Here is a 19423-nt window from a genome sequence, read left to right on the forward strand (position 1 = left end):
TCTGATCTGGAATTGCGTTGCGGCGGTGGCGGGGATAAAAAAAGCCGCCAGGGTCGCTGGCGGCTTTTTTTAGTATTCGGGGCTACTTGCAGCTATCCCTCTCTATCCGCCAGCGGTGTGAGATGCCAAAAAAAGTAAAAGTAAAACTTGGCGGACATGGCGGAAATCGGATCGGCTGTAGTCAGCTTGTGTCGGTTATGCGGCAATGCGTGAAATTTATGCTGCGGTGCGCGATCAAAAGGCATTTTATTGCGCACTCGTGGGAAAAATCACGGGGTGCAATCGCCGCTCGCGCGACAACGAAGCATCTTTATATCGCTTTTCAAGGAAGATGGCAAGCGGCCAATCGATAGATTTAAGCAATTGCAGAGTACCCATGCTTCCTATAGTGGAATCACAAGAACAAGGTGGAGGGAGGGTAGCCATCATGCCAGTCGATGAGGCAAGGCTGAATGCCTTCATGGAGAAATTCGTCCATGACATCGGTGCCGTGATGCACGCGGCGACGGTGGTGTTGGGCGACGAGCTTGGGCTGTACAAGGCGCTGGCCGAAAAACCGATGACCGCCGATATGCTGGCGGCAAAAACCCGCACGGATGCGAGGTACCTGCGCGAGTGGCTGTCAGCGCAGGCCGCCAGCGGCTACGTCGAATACGACGCGGACACCGACAGCTTCTCGTTGAACGAGGAACAGGCGCTGGCGCTGGCGCAGGAGGGCAGTCCGGCGTTCATTCCCGGCGCATTCCAGATTGCGGTGGCACAGTTCCGCGCGATTCCGAAGATGGTCGACATCTTCCATAACGGCCGAGGGCTTGGCTGGCACGAACACGACCCGGCGCTGTTCCATGGTACCGAGCGGTTCTTCCGCCCCGGCTACGCGGCACATCTGGTCGGCGAATGGATTCCGTCGCTGGAAGGCTTCGACGCCCGGCTCAAGGCGGGGGCCATGGTGGCTGACGTGGGGTGCGGGCACGGTGCTTCGACGATCATCATGGCGCAGGCCTATCCGGCTTCCACGTTTCGCGGCTTCGACTACCACGAGCCGTCGATCCGATATGCGATCGAGTCTGCCAGACGTGCAGGCGTGAGCAACCGCGTGACGTTCGAAGTGGCGGCGGCCAAGGATTATCCCGGAAGCGGATACGACCTCGTGACGGTCTTCGACTGCCTGCATGACATGGGCGACCCGGTTGGCGCCGCGCGGCACATCCGAGAATCGCTCAAGCCCGACGGGTGCTGGATGATTGTGGAGCCGTTTGCCAATGACCGGCTGCAGGACAACCTCAATCCGATCGGGCGCGTGTTCTATTCGGCGTCGACATTCATTTGCACGCCGGGATCGCGGTCGCAGGAGGGGGCAATGTGCCTGGGAGCACAGGCCGGTGAGGCCCGCATGCGTGGTGTGACGGAGCAGGGCGGCTTTGGCAGCTTCCGCCGCACGGCACAGACACCGTTCAATCTGGTGTACGAGGTGAGGCCGTAGCTTTGACCAGGCGCCCCTCTCCCGCAGGCGGGAGAGGGGCGAACTTCGGCTGTCAGGCCGTGCCACCCACCGTCATGTTCTCGATCCGCAGCGTTGGCTGACCCACGCCCACCGGCACGCTCTGGCCTTCCTTGCCGCAGACGCCCACGCCCGAATCCAGGCGCATGTCGTTGCCGATCATCGTGACGTCCTTGAGCGACTCGGGGCCGTTGCCGACCAGCGTCGCGCCCTTGACCGGATACGTGATCTTGCCGTCCTCGATCATGTATGCCTCGCTGGCCGAGAACACGAACTTGCCGTTGGTGATGTCGACCTGACCGCCGCCGAAGTTCACGGCATAGAGGCCGCGCTTGACGCTGGCGAGGATTTCCTGCGGATCGCGGTCGCCGTTAAGCATGTAGGTGTTGGTCATGCGCGGCATCGGCAGCGCGGCGTAGCTCTCGCGGCGTGCGTTGCCGGTGACCGGCATCTTCATCAGGCGCGCGTTAAGCGTGTCCTGGATATAGCCGCGCAGGATGCCGTCCTCGATCAGCGTGGTGCACTGCGTGGGGTTGCCTTCGTCATCGAGGTTCAGCGATCCGCGGCGATTGGCGATGGTGCCGTCGTCGACCACGGTCACCCCCTTGGCCGCCACGCGCTCTCCCATGCGGCCGGCAAACGCCGAGGAACCCTTGCGGTTGAAGTCGCCTTCCAGGCCGTGGCCCACGGCCTCGTGCAGCAGCACGCCGGGCCAGCCCGGTCCGAGCACCACGGTCATCGCGCCAGCCGGGGCGGGACGCGCCTCCAGGTTGACCAGTGCCGACGACACCGCTTCGTCCACGTACTTGCGCAGCAGGTCGTCGGTAAAGTAGCCGTAGGCATAGCGGCCGCCGCCGCCCGAGGAGCCGATCTCGCGCCGACCGTTCTGTTCGGCGATGACGGTCACGGACACGCGCACCAGCGGACGCACGTCGGCGGCGATCACGCCGTCGCTGCGCGCCACCAGCACCACGTCGTACTCTCCGGCAAGGCCGGCCATGACCTGCACCACGCGCGGATCCTTGGCGCGTGCCAGCTTTTCGATCTTCTCGAGCAGCGCCACTTTCTCGGTGGCGGTCATCGAGTCGAGCGGATCGTTCGGCGCATAGAGGTTGCGGCCCGTGTGCGAGGCGAGCGAGCCCGCCACCTTGACGCGCCCGCCGCCGCTCTTGCCGATCGTGCGGGTAGCCGCGGCGGCCTGGCTCAGGGCCGGCAGGCTGATGTCGTCGGAGTATGCGAAGGCGGTCTTGTCGCCCGAGACGGCGCGCACGCCAACGCCCTGGTCGATGCTGAAGCTGCCCGACTTGACGATGCCTTCCTCGAGGCTCCAGGCCTCGTTGCGGGTGTGCTGGAAATACAGGTCGGCGTAGTCGACCTTGTGCGTGAAGATGTCGGCCAGCACGCGCTGGAGCTTGGCTTCATCGAGCCCGTACGGCGCCAGCAGCAGTTGCTGGGCGGTGGCCAGGTTGCGGATTCCGAGATCGCCGGCGTTCATGATTGTCCTTTTCGATACCCCGTGGCGGTCTGCCACGGCGGCCTGCAATGTGAATTTCCGTCAATCCTACAGCACGCGGTGACGCAGTGCCGGCAGGTTCTGACGCACTTCGGCAAGACGGGCCGGGTCGACCGTACCCGACACCACGCCTTCGCCCTCGGGCAACACGCCCATCAACTCGCCCCACGGGTCCACCAGCATCGAGTGACCCCAGGTGCGGCGGCCATTTTCGTGCTTGCCGCCTTGTGCCGCGGCCAGCACATAGCACTGGTTTTCGATCGCGCGGGCGCGCAGCAGGATCTCCCAGTGAGCCTGGCCCGTGGTGTAGGTGAAAGCCGCCGGCATCAGGATCAGGCTGACGTCATTCTTGCCCGCCAGTCCGCGATAGAGCTCCGGAAAGCGCAGGTCGTAGCAGACCGACATCGCCACCCGTCCGCACGGCGCATCGAAGGCCACCGGCGTCTTGCCGGCCAGGATCGTGCGCGATTCGTCGTAGCTCTCGGTGCCCTTGGTGAAGCCGAACAGGTGGATCTTGTCGTAGCGCGCCACGCGGCGGCCATGCGGATCGAAGGCGAGCGACGTGTTGTAGACGCGCGCATCGTCGTTGCACCACATCGGCAGTGTGCCGCCCACGAGCCAGACGCGATGGCGCCGCGCGGCATCGGCCAGGAAGCTCTGCACCGGACCGTCGCCATCCTGTTCGCGGATGGCGATCTTGTCGGTCTCGTGGCGGCCCATCATGCAGAAGTACTCAGGCAGCAGCACCAGTTCGGCGCCGCCGCGCGCGGCCTCCGCGATCAGCGCATCGGCACGCGCGAGGTTGTCGTCGAGCGTGATGCCGGTGACGGTCTGGATGGCGGCAACGCGCATCGGGGCAGTGGCAGTCATCTTGGCTTCCTTCTCTGGAGCAGGGGTTTCAGCGCGGATAGGCGCCGGAACGCTCCTGGATCGGCGGTTGCGTCTTATTGTCTTCCACTTTGGTGACCTTGGGGTCGGCCCACGATCCGGACACGCGGTAATGCTGCGTGAACACCTTCGAGATCTCGTCGGCGAACATCAACTGGGCGGCCAGCGTGCCGATGCCCAGCACCGGATTGATGAACGCGGCGGCCACTGACGTGGTGGTGGCGTTGATGCGCGGCGTCACGGCCACTTCCAGGTCCTGCGTCTCGTGCAACAGGTCCGCCGTGCCAGACATCGAGGCCATGGCCTGGCCACTCTTGAACTTGAACTCTTCGATCTTGCCCACGCCGTTTTCGATCGTGCCGGTGCCGTTGAGGCTGTCGAATACCATCCCCCGGCTCGAGAGCGAGCGGAAGTCCAGCGTGGCGAAACGCAACAGGCTTTGCAGGCTCAGCACGCCGAGCAGTCGCGCGGCGCCCGGGTCGACGCTCAGGATCTGGCCGTTCTCGATATTCAGATTCAGGCGGCCCGAAAGCGTGGGGTAGTCGATCGACATCGGCGAGCCGCGCCAGGCGATGCGGCCCTCGAACGTGCCCTTGCCGTCGCGCAGCGTGTGGGGCAGGCCCATGCGTTCGAGCACGTCGCCCCCGTTGCGGATGTCGAGCTTGAAGTTCAGCAGCGTGCGGCGGCCTTCCGTCGAGGAAGCATCGCCCTGAGCCGCCGCTTCACGCAAGCGCCTTGGCAGGCGCCAGGAGCCATTGCCGGTGAGCTTGGCGCCCGGCTGTTCGATGGTCAGGCTGTCGAGCGTCCAGACCGGCTGGTTGTCGTCATGGCTCGTATGGGCCTTGACCTCGAGCTTGCCGAATTCCCGGCCGTGCAGGACGAACCTGTCGACGCTCAGGTCGAGCGCCGGCATTTCCTCGACGCTGCGCGTGATGGCTTCGGTCATGTGGCCGTCATCGGTGGCGTCGGGGATGTCCAGATGCGCGAGCCGCACGGTGAGCATCCCGGACGGATTGCTCGCGTTGCGGCGCCACTGTCCGGTGCCGGCGATCTGGCGCGAATTGATCTGCATGTTCCAGCCGCCGTCGCCGCGCTCCCGGCCGGCATCGAGCGAAACGTCATCGAGACTGCGGCCGAACGCATCGAGCACCTTGGCGCGCACCGTCATGCGATCGGGCAGGAATGGGGACGAGCGTCCTATGTCACCGGCGGGTTTGTCGCCGCCTTTGTTATCCGGGCCGCTGAGCAAGGCGCGCCAGGCATCGACATTGAGCCGGTCCGTGGTCATCGCCACCGTGATGCCGCTTGCAGGCTGAGGCGCCGGTTGCCCAAGGCCGATGCCGCCGGACACGACTTCCAGCGCATCGCCGCCACGGCGTAGCACATAGCGCGCGCTGGCCGCATTGCCGAGTTGCACGGTGACTTCGTCCAGGCCCGCGCGGCCGGGCGCGGTCGACGGTCGTAGGTCGAAGCGCAGTGGCATGTCCTGCGCGGCGGTCTTGGCCAGCGGCGCTGGCAGGTCCAGAGCGAGTCCGTTGAGGTTGGATGCCACCTCCACCTGCAGATGCTTGTCGTGAACGCCGACCACGGCGCTATAGGCGGTGGTCCCGTCGATGCGGCTGCCGAGGGCTGACATTTCCGTACCGAGCGCCTCGCGCAGGCCCTGGGCCGTGGCCGTGCCGCTGACTGTCACACGTGTGGTGCCGTCTGGCTGCGTGCCGCCGCCGAGGCGAGTCTCGCCACCGACAAATCGGCCACGCACGTTGTCGAGTCGGAAGCCGTGTTCGTCGAAGGCCACCGCGCCGGTGGCGCCGTAGAGCGTTGGCAGTTCCGGGAACAAGGTCACGTCGTTGCCGGGGAAGCGGAATTCGCCGTTGACCTTAGAACCCGCCGCGTGATTGAGCGGCAGGTCCAGTTTGAGCTTGAGCTCGCCATTGCCCGGCGCGTGCGACGTCTCGGTGACGTTGGCCGTCCACTCCTTGACCGGGCTGGTAGCCACGAAGCGCAGGAAGCTCTGCACCGGGCCGCTGGCGCTGCCGTCGACCAGCAGGTGACCGTGGTCACCCATGTCGTCGATACGCCCGCTCACGTCGCGCAGGGTTACGCCCTGGATACCCGCCACGCCCGCGCGCTTCGCCAGGAACGACATGCTGCCGCGTTCGAACATCACCGTGCCTTCGATGTCCGTGAATTCGGGCCATGCCGTGCCGGCCTTTTGCCCGCTTGCGCCGTTGGGGCCGGTTTCGTCTGGTGCGATCTGGTAGTTCACGTGGCGCACCGGCACTTCCACGCGGAAGTCGCCAGCCTTGGCCAGCGGCGGATGGAACGGGAAGTGGGTGAGGTCGCCCTTGACCAGAAACTTGACGTCGTGCGCTTCGCCGCCGACCAGCGCGCCCGCCAGATAGTGACGGGTCGCTGGCAGCGTGAGCGGCATGTAGCGCGGGACACGGTTGGCCTGGGCGCGCTCGAGTTCGCCTGTCAGATCGGCCACGCCGGCGTGGCTGTCGCCTCCCTGGCGCCAGGTGCCGCGCACGGTGCCGGCGGTATCGGCGTTGGCGAACTGGATACCATCGGTACGGACCACAAGCTTGTCACCCTCGTGCGTCCAGCGCACTTCGCCGCGCAGCGTGTCGAACGGCAGGCGTGGATCCTCGAACACACCCGGGAAGATCAGGGCGCCGCCGGTAGTGTCGACCCTCGCCACGCCCTGCTTGTCGTCGAAGTTGAAGCTGCCCGAGAGCTGGCTGAAGCCGGGCGTGCCGGCGCGCGGGAGGCCGTCCGCATCCACGGCCGGCACGGCGGGCTGGCCATTCACGGAAACGTTGCGCAGTGTGCCCTGCACGTTGTAGTGCTGGGTGCCAGGGGTACGTGACAGCATGCCGGCGCGGTCGCGCGACCACGCGACGTCGAGATTGTCGATATGGCCCGCCGGCTGCAACGCGCGGAGCTGGCGTAGCACGGCGGTGTCCAGCGGCATCGACGTGGCCAGCGCGCGCAGCGTGTTGAGGTCGAAAGTCGGCGCCCGCAGTGCGAACTTGCGTAACTGACCGGAGCTGTCACGGTTCCAGTCGATCGTCACCTTGCGCATCCCTTCGCGCCACGTCGCGTCCGCGTTGGACGGCGGGCCCGCCTGCGGCTCGGCCTGCCAGAGCAGGGTGTCGATGGTCAGCTGGTGGTTGCCGTTGCGGTCGCTCTTATGCAGTAGCAGGGCCTGGGCGTTGGCCAGCTTGAGTGGCTCCGGCGCCCCAGCCAGATGCAGGTCGACGCCAGATGCACGCAGCCGCATCTGGCTGCGCTGTACCTGTCCGCCACGGAAGTCGACGGTGCCGTCGGTGCTGAAGACGCCATCCTGCACGCTGTCGAAGATGGCCAGGTAGCGCTGCACGACCGGCAATTCGAGCTGGTTGAAGGCCCAGCTTGCCTGACCGGTCCAGTGCTGCCAGTTGCCCGTGCCGTGCAGGTAGTCGTGGCGCAGGTTGGCCTGGAATACCAGCGGTCGCGGCGCCAGCGCGGCGCTGCGCGCCTCGAGCCGCACAATGTGCTGGGCGCCATCGCGCTCGGTGGTGAAGTGGATGTCCGCCACGTCGAGCTGAGGCAGCCGGGCCTTCTCGTCCAGCCAGCGCAGGTTACCGCTGACCAGGTCGATGCGCCCCTGGGACAGCAGCCAGTGCAGGAACGGATCGTCCTGCGCGCCGGTCTTTTGTGTTTCCACAGGCACACCGGCAACCAGCAACTTGCCTTCGGGGGTGCGCCGGATCAGCACATCGGTACGGTCGGCCGTCAGGCTGACGAACTGCAGCGCCATCGTCGGCACCGATTGCCACGACAGTTTGCCGTCGAGCGACCCGGCGGTCAGCAGCACGCGCTGCTGCGCGTCCACCGCGCGTACGTCGCGGGCGCGGAACGCCGGATGCCAGCCATCCCAATAGGTGTCGAGTTCGCCAATAGTGAGGCGCGCGGAGAGCGCGGTCGACCCTTGGTGTTCGAGCCATTCGCGCGCGGTGTGGGCCTGCGGCCAGAGCACGAAGCGGATCAGCAGCACGGCGACGATCGCCAGTGCGAGCAGCGCCGCCACGATGCGCACGATCATCCGCCAGAGTCGCGGCCAGACTGGATGGCGGATGGCGGTCCACAATCCGAGCCAGAGCCCGCGCAGCGTGGCGCGGACGAACGCCGCCGCCCGGCGGCCAGCGCCAGATGTGGGCATCGAACTCCGGGGAGCAACGGCAAGCGCGGCTTGGTCTTCGCCACCCGCGCGTGGAGATGCGGAACCGTCGTGTGGAGCGGTAGGGCGGCTGGACATGGGCAGATTATCCGACAATACTAGCCGCTCTCCAAAGTGGTGCGCACGCGAATGCCGCGTGTTGTCACGGCGCCTGCTGCGAAATTGCAAAAAGTAACTGGAATGACTGTCCCTGATCCGACGAGTTCCGCCGAGGGCAATGCCCCGGCTTCGACTGACCTGCAGCGCATGGCGGATGGCGCAGGAACCACTTCGAATGTGACATTGCCCGGCGAGGCCGGTCCGATCGGCAACATGGCCCAGGGGGCCTATGCCACGATCGCGGCTCAGGGACTTGCCGCCGCAGATTGCGAAGGCCACGTATTGTACTCGGCTGCGTACTCTCATTACGCACGCCGGGTGCTCGCGGCACGCCCGGGCCTGCCGGCAATCGTCGGCGAGGCCGCCGCGACGCCGGTGTCCCGTGCATGGATGGAGTCGCGGCTGCAGGCGCTGGTCGCGCCGTCCGCCGATGCGGAGGCCGCCGCGGGCCAGGCACTGCGCCGGTTGCGTGCCGAGGTCATGTGCGTGCTGATCGAGCGCGATCTGCGTGGTCTGGCCACGTTGGCGGAGATCACCGGCGCGATGACGGACCTGGCGGAGCTGGCGATCCAGTTCGGCCTGCGCGTGCTCGGCGCGGACCTCGGCGCGACCTACGGACGCCCCATCGGCGAGCAGAGCGGCGAGGCGCAGGAACTGGTGGTCGTCGGCATGGGCAAGCTCGGCGGGCGCGAACTGAACGTCTCGTCCGACATCGACCTGATCTTCCTCTATGACGAGGATGGCGAGACGCAGGGCGGATCGCGCAGCCTGTCCAATCACGAGTATTTCATTCGCCTTGGCCGCCGGCTGATCACGTTGCTGTCCGAGGTCACGGCTGATGGCTACGTCTTCCGCGTCGATATGCGCCTGCGGCCCAATGGCGACGCGGGGCCGCTCGTCTGCAGCTTCGGGATGCTCGAGGAATACCTGGTGGTGCAGGGCCGCGAGTGGGAGCGCTATGCCTGGATCAAGGGGCGTGTGGTGTCGGCCTGCGATACGCCGCACGCCGAACGTGTCGCGTCCATGCTCTCGCGCCTGACCACGCCGTTCGTGTTCCGCCGTTACCTCGACTACGGCGTGATCGCGGCGATCCGATCGCTCCATGCCCAGATTCGCGCCGAAGCGGCCAAGCGCAGCGGTGGTCTGGCCGGGCACGGTGTGAACCAGCGCTCGTTCAATATCAAGCTCGGTCGTGGCGGCATTCGCGAAATCGAGTTCATGGCGCAGGTGTTCCAGTTGATTCGCGGTGGGCAGGACCCCGCGCTGCGGGTGCGGCCCACGCTCGAGGTGCTCGACGTGGCGCTGGAACGCAACCTGTTGCCCGCTGGGCAGGCACTGCAGCTTGCCGATGCCTACCGCTTCCTGCGCCAGCTCGAGCACAGGCTCCAGTATCGCGACGACGCCCAGACGCATCACCTGCCGACGTCGGACGAAGAGCGCGTCGCCGTGGCGCAAATGATGGGCTATGGCGACTGGGAGGCGCTGGTCGCGCAGATGAACGCGCTGATGGACCCCGTGGCGCAGCAGTTCGAGGCGACGTTCACCAGTCCCGATACGCCGGAGTGCGAGGCGCTGTGGCCCGCGCTGGTGCGTGAGGAGCAGAGCTCCCGCGCCTCGCAGGACACCCCGGGTGACGGCGAGGAGACCGATCCCGAATCGTCACCATGCCAGCGCCTGCAGGCCGCGGGCTTTAGCGACTGCACGGGCCTGTACGACCGGCTCCGCGCGATCGCCACGTCGATGCGTTATCGCGCGTTGTCCGAAACCAGCCGCTCGCGCTTCGACCAGCTCGTCAACCGGGCGCTCGATCTCGCGGCCAAGCAGGACGATTCGGACAGCACGATCGCGCGCTTTCTCGATTTTCTCGATGCGATCAGCCGGCGGGCGTCTTATCTGTCGCTACTGTCGGAGTATCCGCAGGCAATGGACCGCGTCGCGCAGACGCTGCACGCATCGCGCTGGGCCGCGACCTACCTGACGCGCCACCCGCAACTGCTCGACGAACTGCTCGATGCCGACGCGCTGGCCGGAGCGCCGGACTGGCCTGCTTTCCGCGCGCGGCTGAGCGAACGGCTGCAGGCGTCGGACGGCCAGATCGAGGCGCAGATGGATATCCTGCGTCGCGAGCACCATGCCGAAACGTTCCGCATCCTGTTGCAGGATCTGCAGGGGATGCTCACCGTCGAGCAGGTGGCCGACCGTCTTTCCGATCTGGCGGATGCGATGCTCGACGTCACGCTTCAGGCCGTGTGGCGCCAGTTGCCGACGCGTCACTGCGACACCCCGCGTTTCGCGGTAATCGCCTATGGCCGGCTCGGCGGCAAGGAGTTGGGGTACGCGTCCGATCTGGACCTGATCTTCCTCTACGACGACGATCACGAACGTGCGCCCGACGTCTATGCGGCCTACGCGCGCCGCCTGATCACCTGGCTGACCAGCCATACCGCGGCGGGCATGTTGTTCGACGTGGACACGCGTCTGCGGCCAAACGGCGCGGCCGGGTTGCTGGTGACCAGCTTCGACGCGTTCCGACGCTATCAGTTGCGCGAGGGTGACAACGCCGCATGGGTCTGGGAACACCAGGCCCTGACGCGCGCGCGCTTCTGCGCTGGCGCCCCGGAAATCGGCGCCCGTTTCGAGGATCTTCGCGAAGAGATCCTGCGCCAGCCGCGCGATGGTGCCGCGCTGCGCGGCGAGATCGTCGAGATGCGCGCCAAGGTGGCGGAGGGGCATCCGAACCCGACCGACCTGTTCGACCTCAAGCATGATCGCGGCGGCATGGTCGATATCGAGTTCGCCGTGCAGTATCTGGTGCTGCTGCACAGCGGCGCGCATCCGGAACTGACCCGCAATGCCGGCAACATCGCGCTGCTGCGTATGGCGGGCGTGCTGAACCTGATCGACGCCAGTCTCGCGCAGGCCGTGGGCGACGCGTACCGGCTGTTCCGCGCGCGCCAGCACAAGCTGCGGCTCGATGGGTTCGACCAGGCGCGGGTGCCACCGGAGAGTGTGCGCGAACAGGCCACGCAGGTGCGCACCCTGTGGCGCGCGGTATTTGGTGAAGGCTGAGCGCGCCTTGCCGGGCTGGCCGGCCATGCTCGCCGCAGTGGCGGGTGTGGCGGCGCTGGCCGCGTTGTTCACGTTCGTGCCGTGGATGCACGCGCACGGCCTCTATTTGCGCGATGCCGTGCGGACGGAGGGTCAATGGTGGCGCCTGGTCACCGCGATGTGGGTGCACCTCGACACCAGACACTATCTCTCCGATGTTGCCGCCACCGCCGGGCTCATGCTGCTCGCCGGGCGCGAGGCGCGGGTGCGTGAGTCGCTGACGGTGCTGGTGGTCTGCGGACTGGCCGCCCAGTTGGCGTTGCTCGCGATGCCGGCGGTAGGTTGGTATGGCGGGTTGTCCGGGGCTACACACGGGCTTGCGCTATGGACGGCGTTGCGGCTGCTGCAGGCACCCGGCTGGTCGCGCCTGATCGGCGTGGTGACGTGCGTGATCGTGCTGGGCAAGGTCTGGCTCGAACAATCGTGGCTCGCGGCCGTGGTGTTCGATCCGTCGTGGGGGTTCGGCGTGGTGCGCGGCGCGCACGCGGCGGGCGCTGTGGCGGGATTGGGCTGCTGGTTGCTGCAGGAATGGTGGGGGGCGCGTGGGAAGCGTGAAGGATAGTTGAGCGGTTATCGCCCTTCCAGCCAGCCGGCGAGCTGCGCAAATCGCCAGCCTTCGATCTTGATACTCCCGCGGTGCTCTGCCCCGACCCCGCTAGCAGGAAACGGGAAGGGGCAGGGCCAAAGGGCAGGCGCCTGCTATGCGGTTATGCCCGCTTCACTCCCACCCGCCTCCGTATCGCGAACCCCATCACACCCATCACCAGCAACAAGGCAGCGCTCCACGGCACCATCGCGCCGCCCCCACCGCCCCCGCCCCCGCTGCTGCCGGAGCCACTGCCGCCAGTCGATGTCGATGAGGAACCGGCCGGCGCGCTAATCGCCGCCGCCAATGCGGCATCGGCATCCAGCAGTCCGGCGCCACATTTGCCGACATTGCTGCCGGTGGTGCAGAACGTGTTGGCCGGGTGCGGGCGTGCCGAACTCTGCAGGGCAGTCGTGACCTGGGCCGGCGTCAGTGCGCCATTCACCGCGAACATCAATGCGACGACGCCCGACACCATCGGTGTCGCGAAGCTCGTGCCTTGAGAACTGACGATCGTGTAGTTGCCGATGGTCGTCGCGCCATCGTTCGAGAGCGTCCGGATGTATGACTGGCCGCCCACCGCCGTGCAGACTGGCTGACCCGCGATGGTGCCGACCTTCGAGTTGCCGCAGCCGCCGCCGGGCGCGCTCAGCGTTACCTGGGTCCCGAAGTTGGCGTAGCTCGCGTTCTCGCCATCGTTCGCGTGCGCGGTCACGGCGACCACGCCGGAGCAGTCGGCGGGGGCTTCCACGGCACCGGCCGAGTTGCCGGCGGCAGCCACCACCACCACGCCCGCTGCATTGAGATCGTTGATTGCCTGTTGTTCAATCGTCGAGCACGTGCCGCCACCCAGGCTGATATTGATCACCCGCGCCGGGGTCGGGTTGGCCGGTACATTTGGCACGCTCAGGCCGCCGGCCCAGCGCATGCCGTCGACGGTGTCGGACAGCAGCGCGCCGCAGCGTCCCGATACCCGCACAGGCTGAATCCGTGCCGACCAGTCCACGCCGGCGATGCCGAGGCCGTTGTTGGTCAACGCGCCCAGCGTGCCGGCCACGCGTGTGCCGTGCCAGGTGCTGGCCTGTGGGCCGGCGGAGCCGTCCGGGCAGGTGACGCCGGATGGGACGTAGTCACCGGGGTCCGTGGCGTCGCCGCTGCGCGTCGCGCCGTTCGTCGATACGAAGTTGTAGCCGGCGATTATCCGGCTGGCCAGATCGGGGTGGGGCAGATACCCGGTGTCGACCACCGCGATCACGACGCTGCTACTGCCGCGCGTGCGGTCCCACGCCTTCGGCAGGTTGACGCCGCCAACTACCTGCGATGGCGGGCCAAGATACGTCTGGTTGGTGGCGAACTCGGGGTCGTTCGGAATGGTGTCATGCAACCGCAGCCAGCGATCCGGCACGGCGTCGGCGATGCGTGGGTCGTTGCGCAGCCGCTTTGCGACAATTTCGGGATCGTCGCCACGACTGTCCTTTACCGTCAGCAACTGCATCGCGCCGGACATCGGACGCTTGACGGACAGGCCGAGCCCCGTGCTGGAGGCCACCTGGCGCATCCGGGTGGTGTCCGTGGGGGTATCGACGGTCTGGCTGCCGTCGCGCCATCGCACGATGTAGTTGCCGGTGTAGACCGGGGCGGTACGCGCTGCCGTGCCGGTATCGGCATGGGCGGCAGGAGCGTGGGCGAGGGCTGCGCCGATGACAACCAGCGCGGCTGGCGCGGCGGACGTGAGCCAGGACTTCAGCAACCTGTACGGCATCATCGCTCCTTAAGGGGCTTTGTCGGCTAGAGCTTGTCGAGGCAACCGGCGATGCGAACTGCTGAGGTACTCGGCTCTCAGATTAGGCGATGCTGATACTTATTGCTGGGGCATGTCGCGGCCACCCGGCATGGAGCGGTGCGGCTTCAACATGCGGTCGGGCGTTGCCGATTCCACGCGCGGCGCGGCCTGCAGCGTGGCGACTGCCTGGTCGGCGGTGATGTCGGGGGATTTCGTGATCGCGGTGACCAGCCAGACCCCTCCTGACATCGGGCGTTTGACCACATAGCGCACCGGCCCCTCGATCGCTGCCAGCAGCTTGCCGGCGTCTTCCGAGGTTGTCACATCCGGCGGCGTGAACTTGACGAGGATGTCCCCGATCGCACGGTCATCCGTAATGCTGCCGCGCGGCGGCGCAAATGACTTCGATTCCGAGGCGCAGCCCGACACTGCCGTCACAGCCAGCGCGGCAAAGGTGGCCGCGACGACGCGGCGGTGGAGCGATGGCGACTTGCCATGGGTCATCGGTTTGAAACTCCTGTGTGGTTCGGCGTGCCGGAATCAGCCGGCCGCGCGGCGCGGGCGCTTGCCACTGCTTTCGCGCGGCGAGTTGGCCGCCTGGGCCGCCTGGGTGCCTTGCGCCAGCATTTCCTCGGCATGTTGCATGGTCGTGGCAGTGACCGTGGTACCCCCAAGCATACGCGCGGTTTCCTGGACGCGACCATCTGTATCAAGTGTCCGGATGCGTGATCGCGTCACCGGGCCGCCATTGTCGCCTCCGGCCTTTTTGTCATCCTTGCTGGTTTCCTTGCTGACCAGCAGGTGGGTCCCGGCCTGCGCCGCCACCTGTGGCAGGTGCGTGACGCAGAGTACCTGTCGCGAGCGTCCGAGCTCCTGCAGGCGGCGTCCGACCACCTCGGCTACCGCGCCGCCGATACCCGTGTCCACTTCGTCGAAGATCAGCGTTGGCGTGGGCGCCGCCTCGCTTGTGATGACCGAAATCGCCAGGCTGATCCGCGCCAGTTCGCCACCCGATGCCACGCGGGCGAGCGGCCTGGGGCTCACGCCGGCGTGGCCCGCGACCAGGAACTCGATCTGCTCGAGCCCGTGGCTCTGGCCTTCCTCTAGCGGATGCAATGCCACGGCGAACGTGCCGCCGGCCATCGACAGGCCCTGCATCGCATTGGTAACGGCGGCGGACAAGGCTTCGGCTGCCACCTTGCGCGCCCCCGACAGATGCTGGGCGAGGGTCAGGTAGGCAGCGCGCGACGCGGCTTCGCGCGCCAGCACCTTGTTGATGTCCTGGGCGGCCTGGAGGTCGTCAAGTTGCTGGCGGCGGGCCAGCAACTCGTCGGATAGCTGTTCGGGCGGCAGACGATACTTGCGGGCGGTGGCGTGCAGCGCCTGCATGCGCTCTTCCACGGCCTGCAGCCGTTCCGGATCGAGTTCGAGCCGGTCGACATAGCGGTTCAGGGAGTGCGCGGCTTCCTCGACCTGCACCAGCGCCGGCTCGAGCGCGGCCAGCACGTCGCGCAGGCCCGCGTCGACATCGGCCAGTTGCTGGAGTCGGTGCACCACGCCGTTGAGCACGGAGGTCACTGCGCCGTCCGATTCGGATAGTGCGTCGAGCGCGGCGCGGCCGCCGTCGATCAGGCCCGCCGCGTGCGACAGGCGGTTGTATTCGCCCTGGATCTCTTCCCATTCACCTGGCTGCGGCGCGAGCTTGTCCAGTTCGCCGACCTGCCATTCGAGCCGCTCCCGTTCGAGCTGCATCTCGCGCGACTGGTGCTCCACCGCCTCGCGTTGCTTGACGCAGGCGCGCCACACACGCCAGGCCTCGGCCACGGCGGCGGATTGTTCGGTCAGGCCTGCGTGGGCGTCGAACAACTGGCGTTGGGCATCCGGGCGCAGCAGCAACTGGTGCGCGTGCTGGCCGTGGATATCGACGAGCTGGTCGCCCACCTCGCGCAACTGCGCCAGCGTTGCCGCGGCGCCATTGATGAAGGCCTTGCTGCGGCCGCTGGCGTCGACAGTCCGGCGCAGCAGCACGGTGCCGCCGTCGTCGTCTTCCATGTCGCTCGACAGTTCGCGCTCGGCCAGCCACGCATCCAGCGCTGGGTGGGTGTGGAAGGTGGCACTGATGCTGGCACGTGCCGCGCCTTCGCGGACCACGCCTGCGTCGGCCCGCTCGCCCAACACCAGGGCGAGCGCGTCGATGAGGATCGACTTGCCCGCGCCGGTTTCACCCGTGAAGACGGTAAAGCCGGCGGAGAAGTCGAGGTCGAGCGTGTCGACGATGACGAAGTCGCGGATCGATAGGCTGCGCAGCATCGTGGGCGGTGAGCGGTGGCGGGTAAGGGCGGTAAGGGCGGTAAGGGCGGTAAGGGCGGGTAACGAGGATAACGGCGGAACGTTGAGGTGCCTGTGGATCAGAGCCGGTTGTCTTCAGTCGGATACTCGTGCCAGTGCAGCTTCTTGCGCAGTGTGGCGTAGTAGTTATACCCCACCGGGTGCAGCAGGTTGATGGTCTTGGCCGAACGGCGTACCACGATGCGGTCGCCGGGCAGCAGCGAGGCCAGCGCCTGCATGTCGAAGTTGACGCTGACATCGCGCGCGCTGGCCACTTCGATCGTGACCTCGGCGTCGTACGGCAGCACGATGGGCCGGTTCGACAGCGCGTGCGGCGCGATCGGCACCAGCACCAGACCGGACAGCGTCGGGTGCAGGATCGGGCCCCCCGCTGCCAGCGCGTAGGCGGTGGAGCCGGTCGGCGTGGAGACGATCAGGCCGTCCGAACGCTGGTTGTACATGAAATAGCCGTCGACCGAGACCGCCAGTTCGACCATGCCGGAGATCCCCGAGCGGTTCACCACCACATCGTTGAACGCCAGCGCGGAGAAAATCACCGAGTCGTCGCGGATCACGCGCGACTCCAGCAGCATCCGGGTTTCGGCCTCGTACCGGCCGGACAGCATCTCTGGCAGTGCCGTGGAGATGGCATCGAGCGGGATGTCGGTCATGAAGCCCAGTCGGCCGTGGTTGACGCCGATCACGGGCACATCGTGCCCGGCCAGCTGGCGGGCCAGCCCGAGCAGCGTGCCGTCGCCGCCCAGCACCACCGCCACATCGGCTTCGCGGCCGATCTCGTCGGGGGTCAGCACCGGATAACCTGTCAGCCCGGTAGCCATTGCGGTTTCGCGTTCGAACACCACATCCTGTCCGTTACGGGAGATGCAAGATGCGAGCTCTTCCAGCGGACCTTCGATGCCAGCGGTCGAGTGTCGGCCCACCAGGGCTACAGTCTTGAACGGGGGGCGCGCGGCGCCGGTCTTGTGGGGGGCAGACATGCCGGGATTAGACCATACCGGCATGATCGTTGTCAGCACTGGGCCGCCGCCGCTCCAGGTGACGCCTGAACCGCCAAAGTTTGATTAAAATCGGGGCATCATGGACGAACGTTCAAAAAAGCTTCTCAAGACCCTGATCGAGCGATACATCGTCGAGGGGCAGCCCGTGGGCTCGCGCACCCTGTCGAAGTTCTCGGGGCTTGATCTCTCGCCGGCCACCATCCGCAACGTGATGTCGGACCTCGAGGAGATGGGTTTCATCGCCAGCCCACATACCTCGGCTGGCCGAATCCCCACGCCGCGCGGGTACCGGCTGTTCGTCGACACAATGCTGACGGCGCGCCCGCTGGAGCGCGCGCCGGAGTTCAGTGCCGAACTGGCTGAGCTGACTGGCCAGATCCAGGGTCAACTGGGTGGCCAGCAGTTCGGGCCGCAGCGGATGATCACGGCGGCGGCGCATACGCTTTCGAATCTTTCTCATTTCGCCGGCGTGGTGATGACGCCACGGCGCGCGCAATCGTTCCGGCAGGTGGAATTCATGCGGTTGTCTGACAAGCGCATCCTGCTGATCATCGTCAGCCCGGAAGGGGATGTGCAGAATCGGATCATCCAGACCGACCTGGCGTACACGCCGGGCCAGCTCATCGAGGCGGCGAATTTCTTCAACTCGCACTATGCGGGCATGAGTTTCGACGCCGTGCGCGACCACCTGCGCGTGGAGTTGCAGGACCTGCGCCGCGACATGTCCGCGCTGATGCAGGCGGCGGTCGAGGCGGGCAGCAGCGCGATGGCCGAGGACAACGAGCAGGTGTTCATCTCAGGCGAGCGCAAGCTGCTGGAAGTGGAAGACCTGTCGTCGAGCATGGACAAGCTGCGTCGCCTGTTCGACGTGTTCGAGCACAAGACGAGCCTGCTGCAGCTGCTCGATGTGTCGAGTCACGCGCAGGGCGTGCAGATCTTCATCGGCGGCGAAAGCCAGCTTGTGCCGATCGAGGACATGGCCGTGATCACCGCGCCATACGGGGTGGATGGCCAGATCGTTGGCACCTTGGGCGTGATCGGCCCCACGCGGATGGCCTACGAACGGGTGATCCCGATCGTCGATATCACCGCGCGGCTCCTGTCCAGCGCGCTCAGCCAGAGCTGAGCCACGAACTATTGACACGGTGGACGTGTCTGTCCTGAGTCGGCCGCCTGCAACGGCTTGCGGCCGGCCCCTGATTCGCCAGCGCCCCCGGCAGTCCCAACGGAAACCCTATGACGTTTTCGCCTGAACCGGCACACCAGCACGGCCAGCCGCCGCGCACCGCGATCCTGCTGATCAACCTCGGCACCCCGGACGCGCCCACGCCTAAGGCGGTGGGGCGCTACCTGAAGGCGTTCCTGTCCGACCCGCGCGTGGTAGAGATCCCGCGCCTGGCCTGGCTGCCGATCCTGCACGGGCTGATCCTGCCGTTCCGCTCGCGGGCGTCGGCCATGAAGTACGAGTCGATCTGGCTGCGCGAGGCGCATATGACCGGGTCGCCGCTACTTGTGTATACAGAGCGTCAGGCTCATGCGCTGCAACTGTTGATGCAGCAGCAAGGTCACGACGTAACGGTGGCCTGCGCGATGCGCTATGGCAATCCGTCGATCGAATCGGTCATGGAAGCGCTGCGCCGGCAGGGTACCGAACAGATCCTGTTGCTGCCGCTGTATCCGCAGTTCTCCGGCACGACCACGGCCACCGCCTTCGACGAGGCATTTCGTGTCCTGTCGGCGTGGCGCAACCAGCCCGAGTTACGGCTGATCAAGCATTTCCACGATCACCCGGCGTATATCTCTGCGCTGCACAAGCAGGTGGGCGGCTATTGGGCCCAGCATGGCAAGCCGGATTTCGCGCGCGGTGACAAGCTGATCCTGTCGTTCCACGGCCTTCCGCGCCGGTTGCTGGACCTCGGTGATCCCTATCACTGCGAGTGTCTGAAGACCGGTCGTCTGCTCGGCGAGGCGCTGGGCTTGCAGCCCGGCCAGTATCAGGTGACGTTTCAGTCTCGTTTTGGCAAGGCGGAGTGGTTGCAGCCCTATACAGCGCCGACGCTGGCCGAACTGGGCAAGGTCGGGACGCAGCGCGTGGACGTGTTCTGTCCCGGCTTTCCCGCCGACTGCATCGAGACGCTCGAGGAGATCGCGATGGAGGGGCAGTCGGAATTCCGCGTGGCCGGCGGCCAGGATTTCCATTTCATCCCGTGCCTCAACGATGCCGAGGCCTGGATCGCCGGATTGGCGGATATTGCGTTGCAGCATCTGCAGGGGTGGCCGCTCAATGTTCCACATCCCCACGAACTGGAAGCAAGACGCTCCCGCGCTCAGGCGCGCGGCGCGGGAGCCTGAGCCTGTGACGGCGGTCACGGG

General features: G+C 66.5%; 12 protein-coding genes. 5 read left to right on the forward strand and 7 right to left on the reverse strand.

Translation table 11 applies throughout. The features are described 5' to 3' along the window. Window positions 1-427: 427 nt before the first annotated feature. Window positions 428-1483, forward strand: a complete 1056-nt coding sequence (locus K6G35_RS05075; RefSeq protein ID WP_495676161.1) for a class I SAM-dependent methyltransferase — start codon at window positions 428-430, stop codon at window positions 1481-1483. Between the two features lie 52 nt (window positions 1484-1535). Here K6G35_RS05075 and tldD read toward each other — a convergent pair whose 3' ends face one another. The 3 genes from tldD to K6G35_RS05090 form a co-directional block, all read right to left on the reverse strand. Beyond that, window positions 1536-2996, reverse strand: a complete 1461-nt coding sequence (gene tldD / locus K6G35_RS05080; protein WP_008641746.1) for a metalloprotease TldD — start codon at window positions 2994-2996, stop codon at window positions 1536-1538. 66 nt (window positions 2997-3062) lie between these two features. Next, window positions 3063-3884 carry a carbon-nitrogen hydrolase family protein gene (locus tag K6G35_RS05085; RefSeq protein WP_008641747.1) on the reverse strand — a complete coding sequence of 274 codons (822 nt, stop codon included), beginning with the start codon at window positions 3882-3884 and terminating at the stop codon, window positions 3063-3065. A 28-nt stretch (window positions 3885-3912) separates the two neighbouring features. Next, entirely contained in the window at window positions 3913-8109 is a 4197-nt protein-coding gene (locus K6G35_RS05090) for a YhdP family protein (protein ID WP_495676162.1), read from the reverse strand. A 330-nt stretch (window positions 8110-8439) separates the two neighbouring features. Here K6G35_RS05090 and glnE point away from each other — a divergent pair, with 330 nt between their 5' ends. Both glnE and rrtA read left to right on the forward strand, forming a co-directional pair. Continuing rightward, window positions 8440-11295, forward strand: a complete 2856-nt coding sequence (gene glnE / locus K6G35_RS05095; RefSeq protein WP_035881895.1) for a bifunctional [glutamate--ammonia ligase]-adenylyl-L-tyrosine phosphorylase/[glutamate--ammonia-ligase] adenylyltransferase — start codon at window positions 8440-8442, stop codon at window positions 11293-11295. A 25-nt stretch (window positions 11296-11320) separates the two neighbouring features. Further along, window positions 11321-11896: a rhombosortase gene (gene rrtA, locus K6G35_RS05100; protein WP_051705333.1), complete on the forward strand. Its 576-nt coding sequence runs from the start codon at window positions 11321-11323 to the stop codon at window positions 11894-11896. 145 nt (window positions 11897-12041) lie between these two features. On the opposite strand, the gene mprA is transcribed toward rrtA, so the two are convergent. The 4 genes from mprA to K6G35_RS05120 all read right to left on the reverse strand — a co-directional run bounded on the left by mprA (window position 12042) and on the right by K6G35_RS05120 (window position 17029). Next, window positions 12042-13682, reverse strand: a complete 1641-nt coding sequence (gene mprA / locus K6G35_RS05105; RefSeq protein WP_035881769.1) for an MprA protease, GlyGly-CTERM protein-sorting domain-containing form — start codon at window positions 13680-13682, stop codon at window positions 12042-12044. 99 nt (window positions 13683-13781) lie between these two features. Next, on the reverse strand, window positions 13782-14207 hold the full coding sequence (locus K6G35_RS05110) for a hypothetical protein (RefSeq protein WP_008649333.1): 426 nt from the start codon (window positions 14205-14207) through the stop codon (window positions 13782-13784). Between the two features lie 36 nt (window positions 14208-14243). Continuing rightward, on the reverse strand, window positions 14244-16013 hold the full coding sequence (gene recN, locus K6G35_RS05115) for a DNA repair protein RecN (RefSeq protein ID WP_286879983.1): 1770 nt from the start codon (window positions 16011-16013) through the stop codon (window positions 14244-14246). Between the two features lie 98 nt (window positions 16014-16111). After that, entirely contained in the window at window positions 16112-17029 is a 918-nt protein-coding gene (locus K6G35_RS05120) for an NAD kinase (protein ID WP_008649331.1), read from the reverse strand. Window positions 17030-17129: 100 nt separating this feature from the next. Between K6G35_RS05120 and hrcA the strand changes: the two genes are divergently transcribed. Together hrcA and hemH are read left to right on the forward strand one after the other, a co-directional pair. Continuing rightward, entirely contained in the window at window positions 17130-18176 is a 1047-nt protein-coding gene (gene hrcA, locus K6G35_RS05125; RefSeq protein WP_008649330.1) for a heat-inducible transcriptional repressor HrcA, read from the forward strand. A 110-nt stretch (window positions 18177-18286) separates the two neighbouring features. After that, window positions 18287-19402, forward strand: a complete 1116-nt coding sequence (gene hemH, locus K6G35_RS05130; protein WP_008649329.1) for a ferrochelatase — start codon at window positions 18287-18289, stop codon at window positions 19400-19402. Window positions 19403-19423 lie beyond the last annotated feature (21 nt).

The sequence above is a fragment of the Cupriavidus sp. HY129 genome, assembly GCF_059492215.1.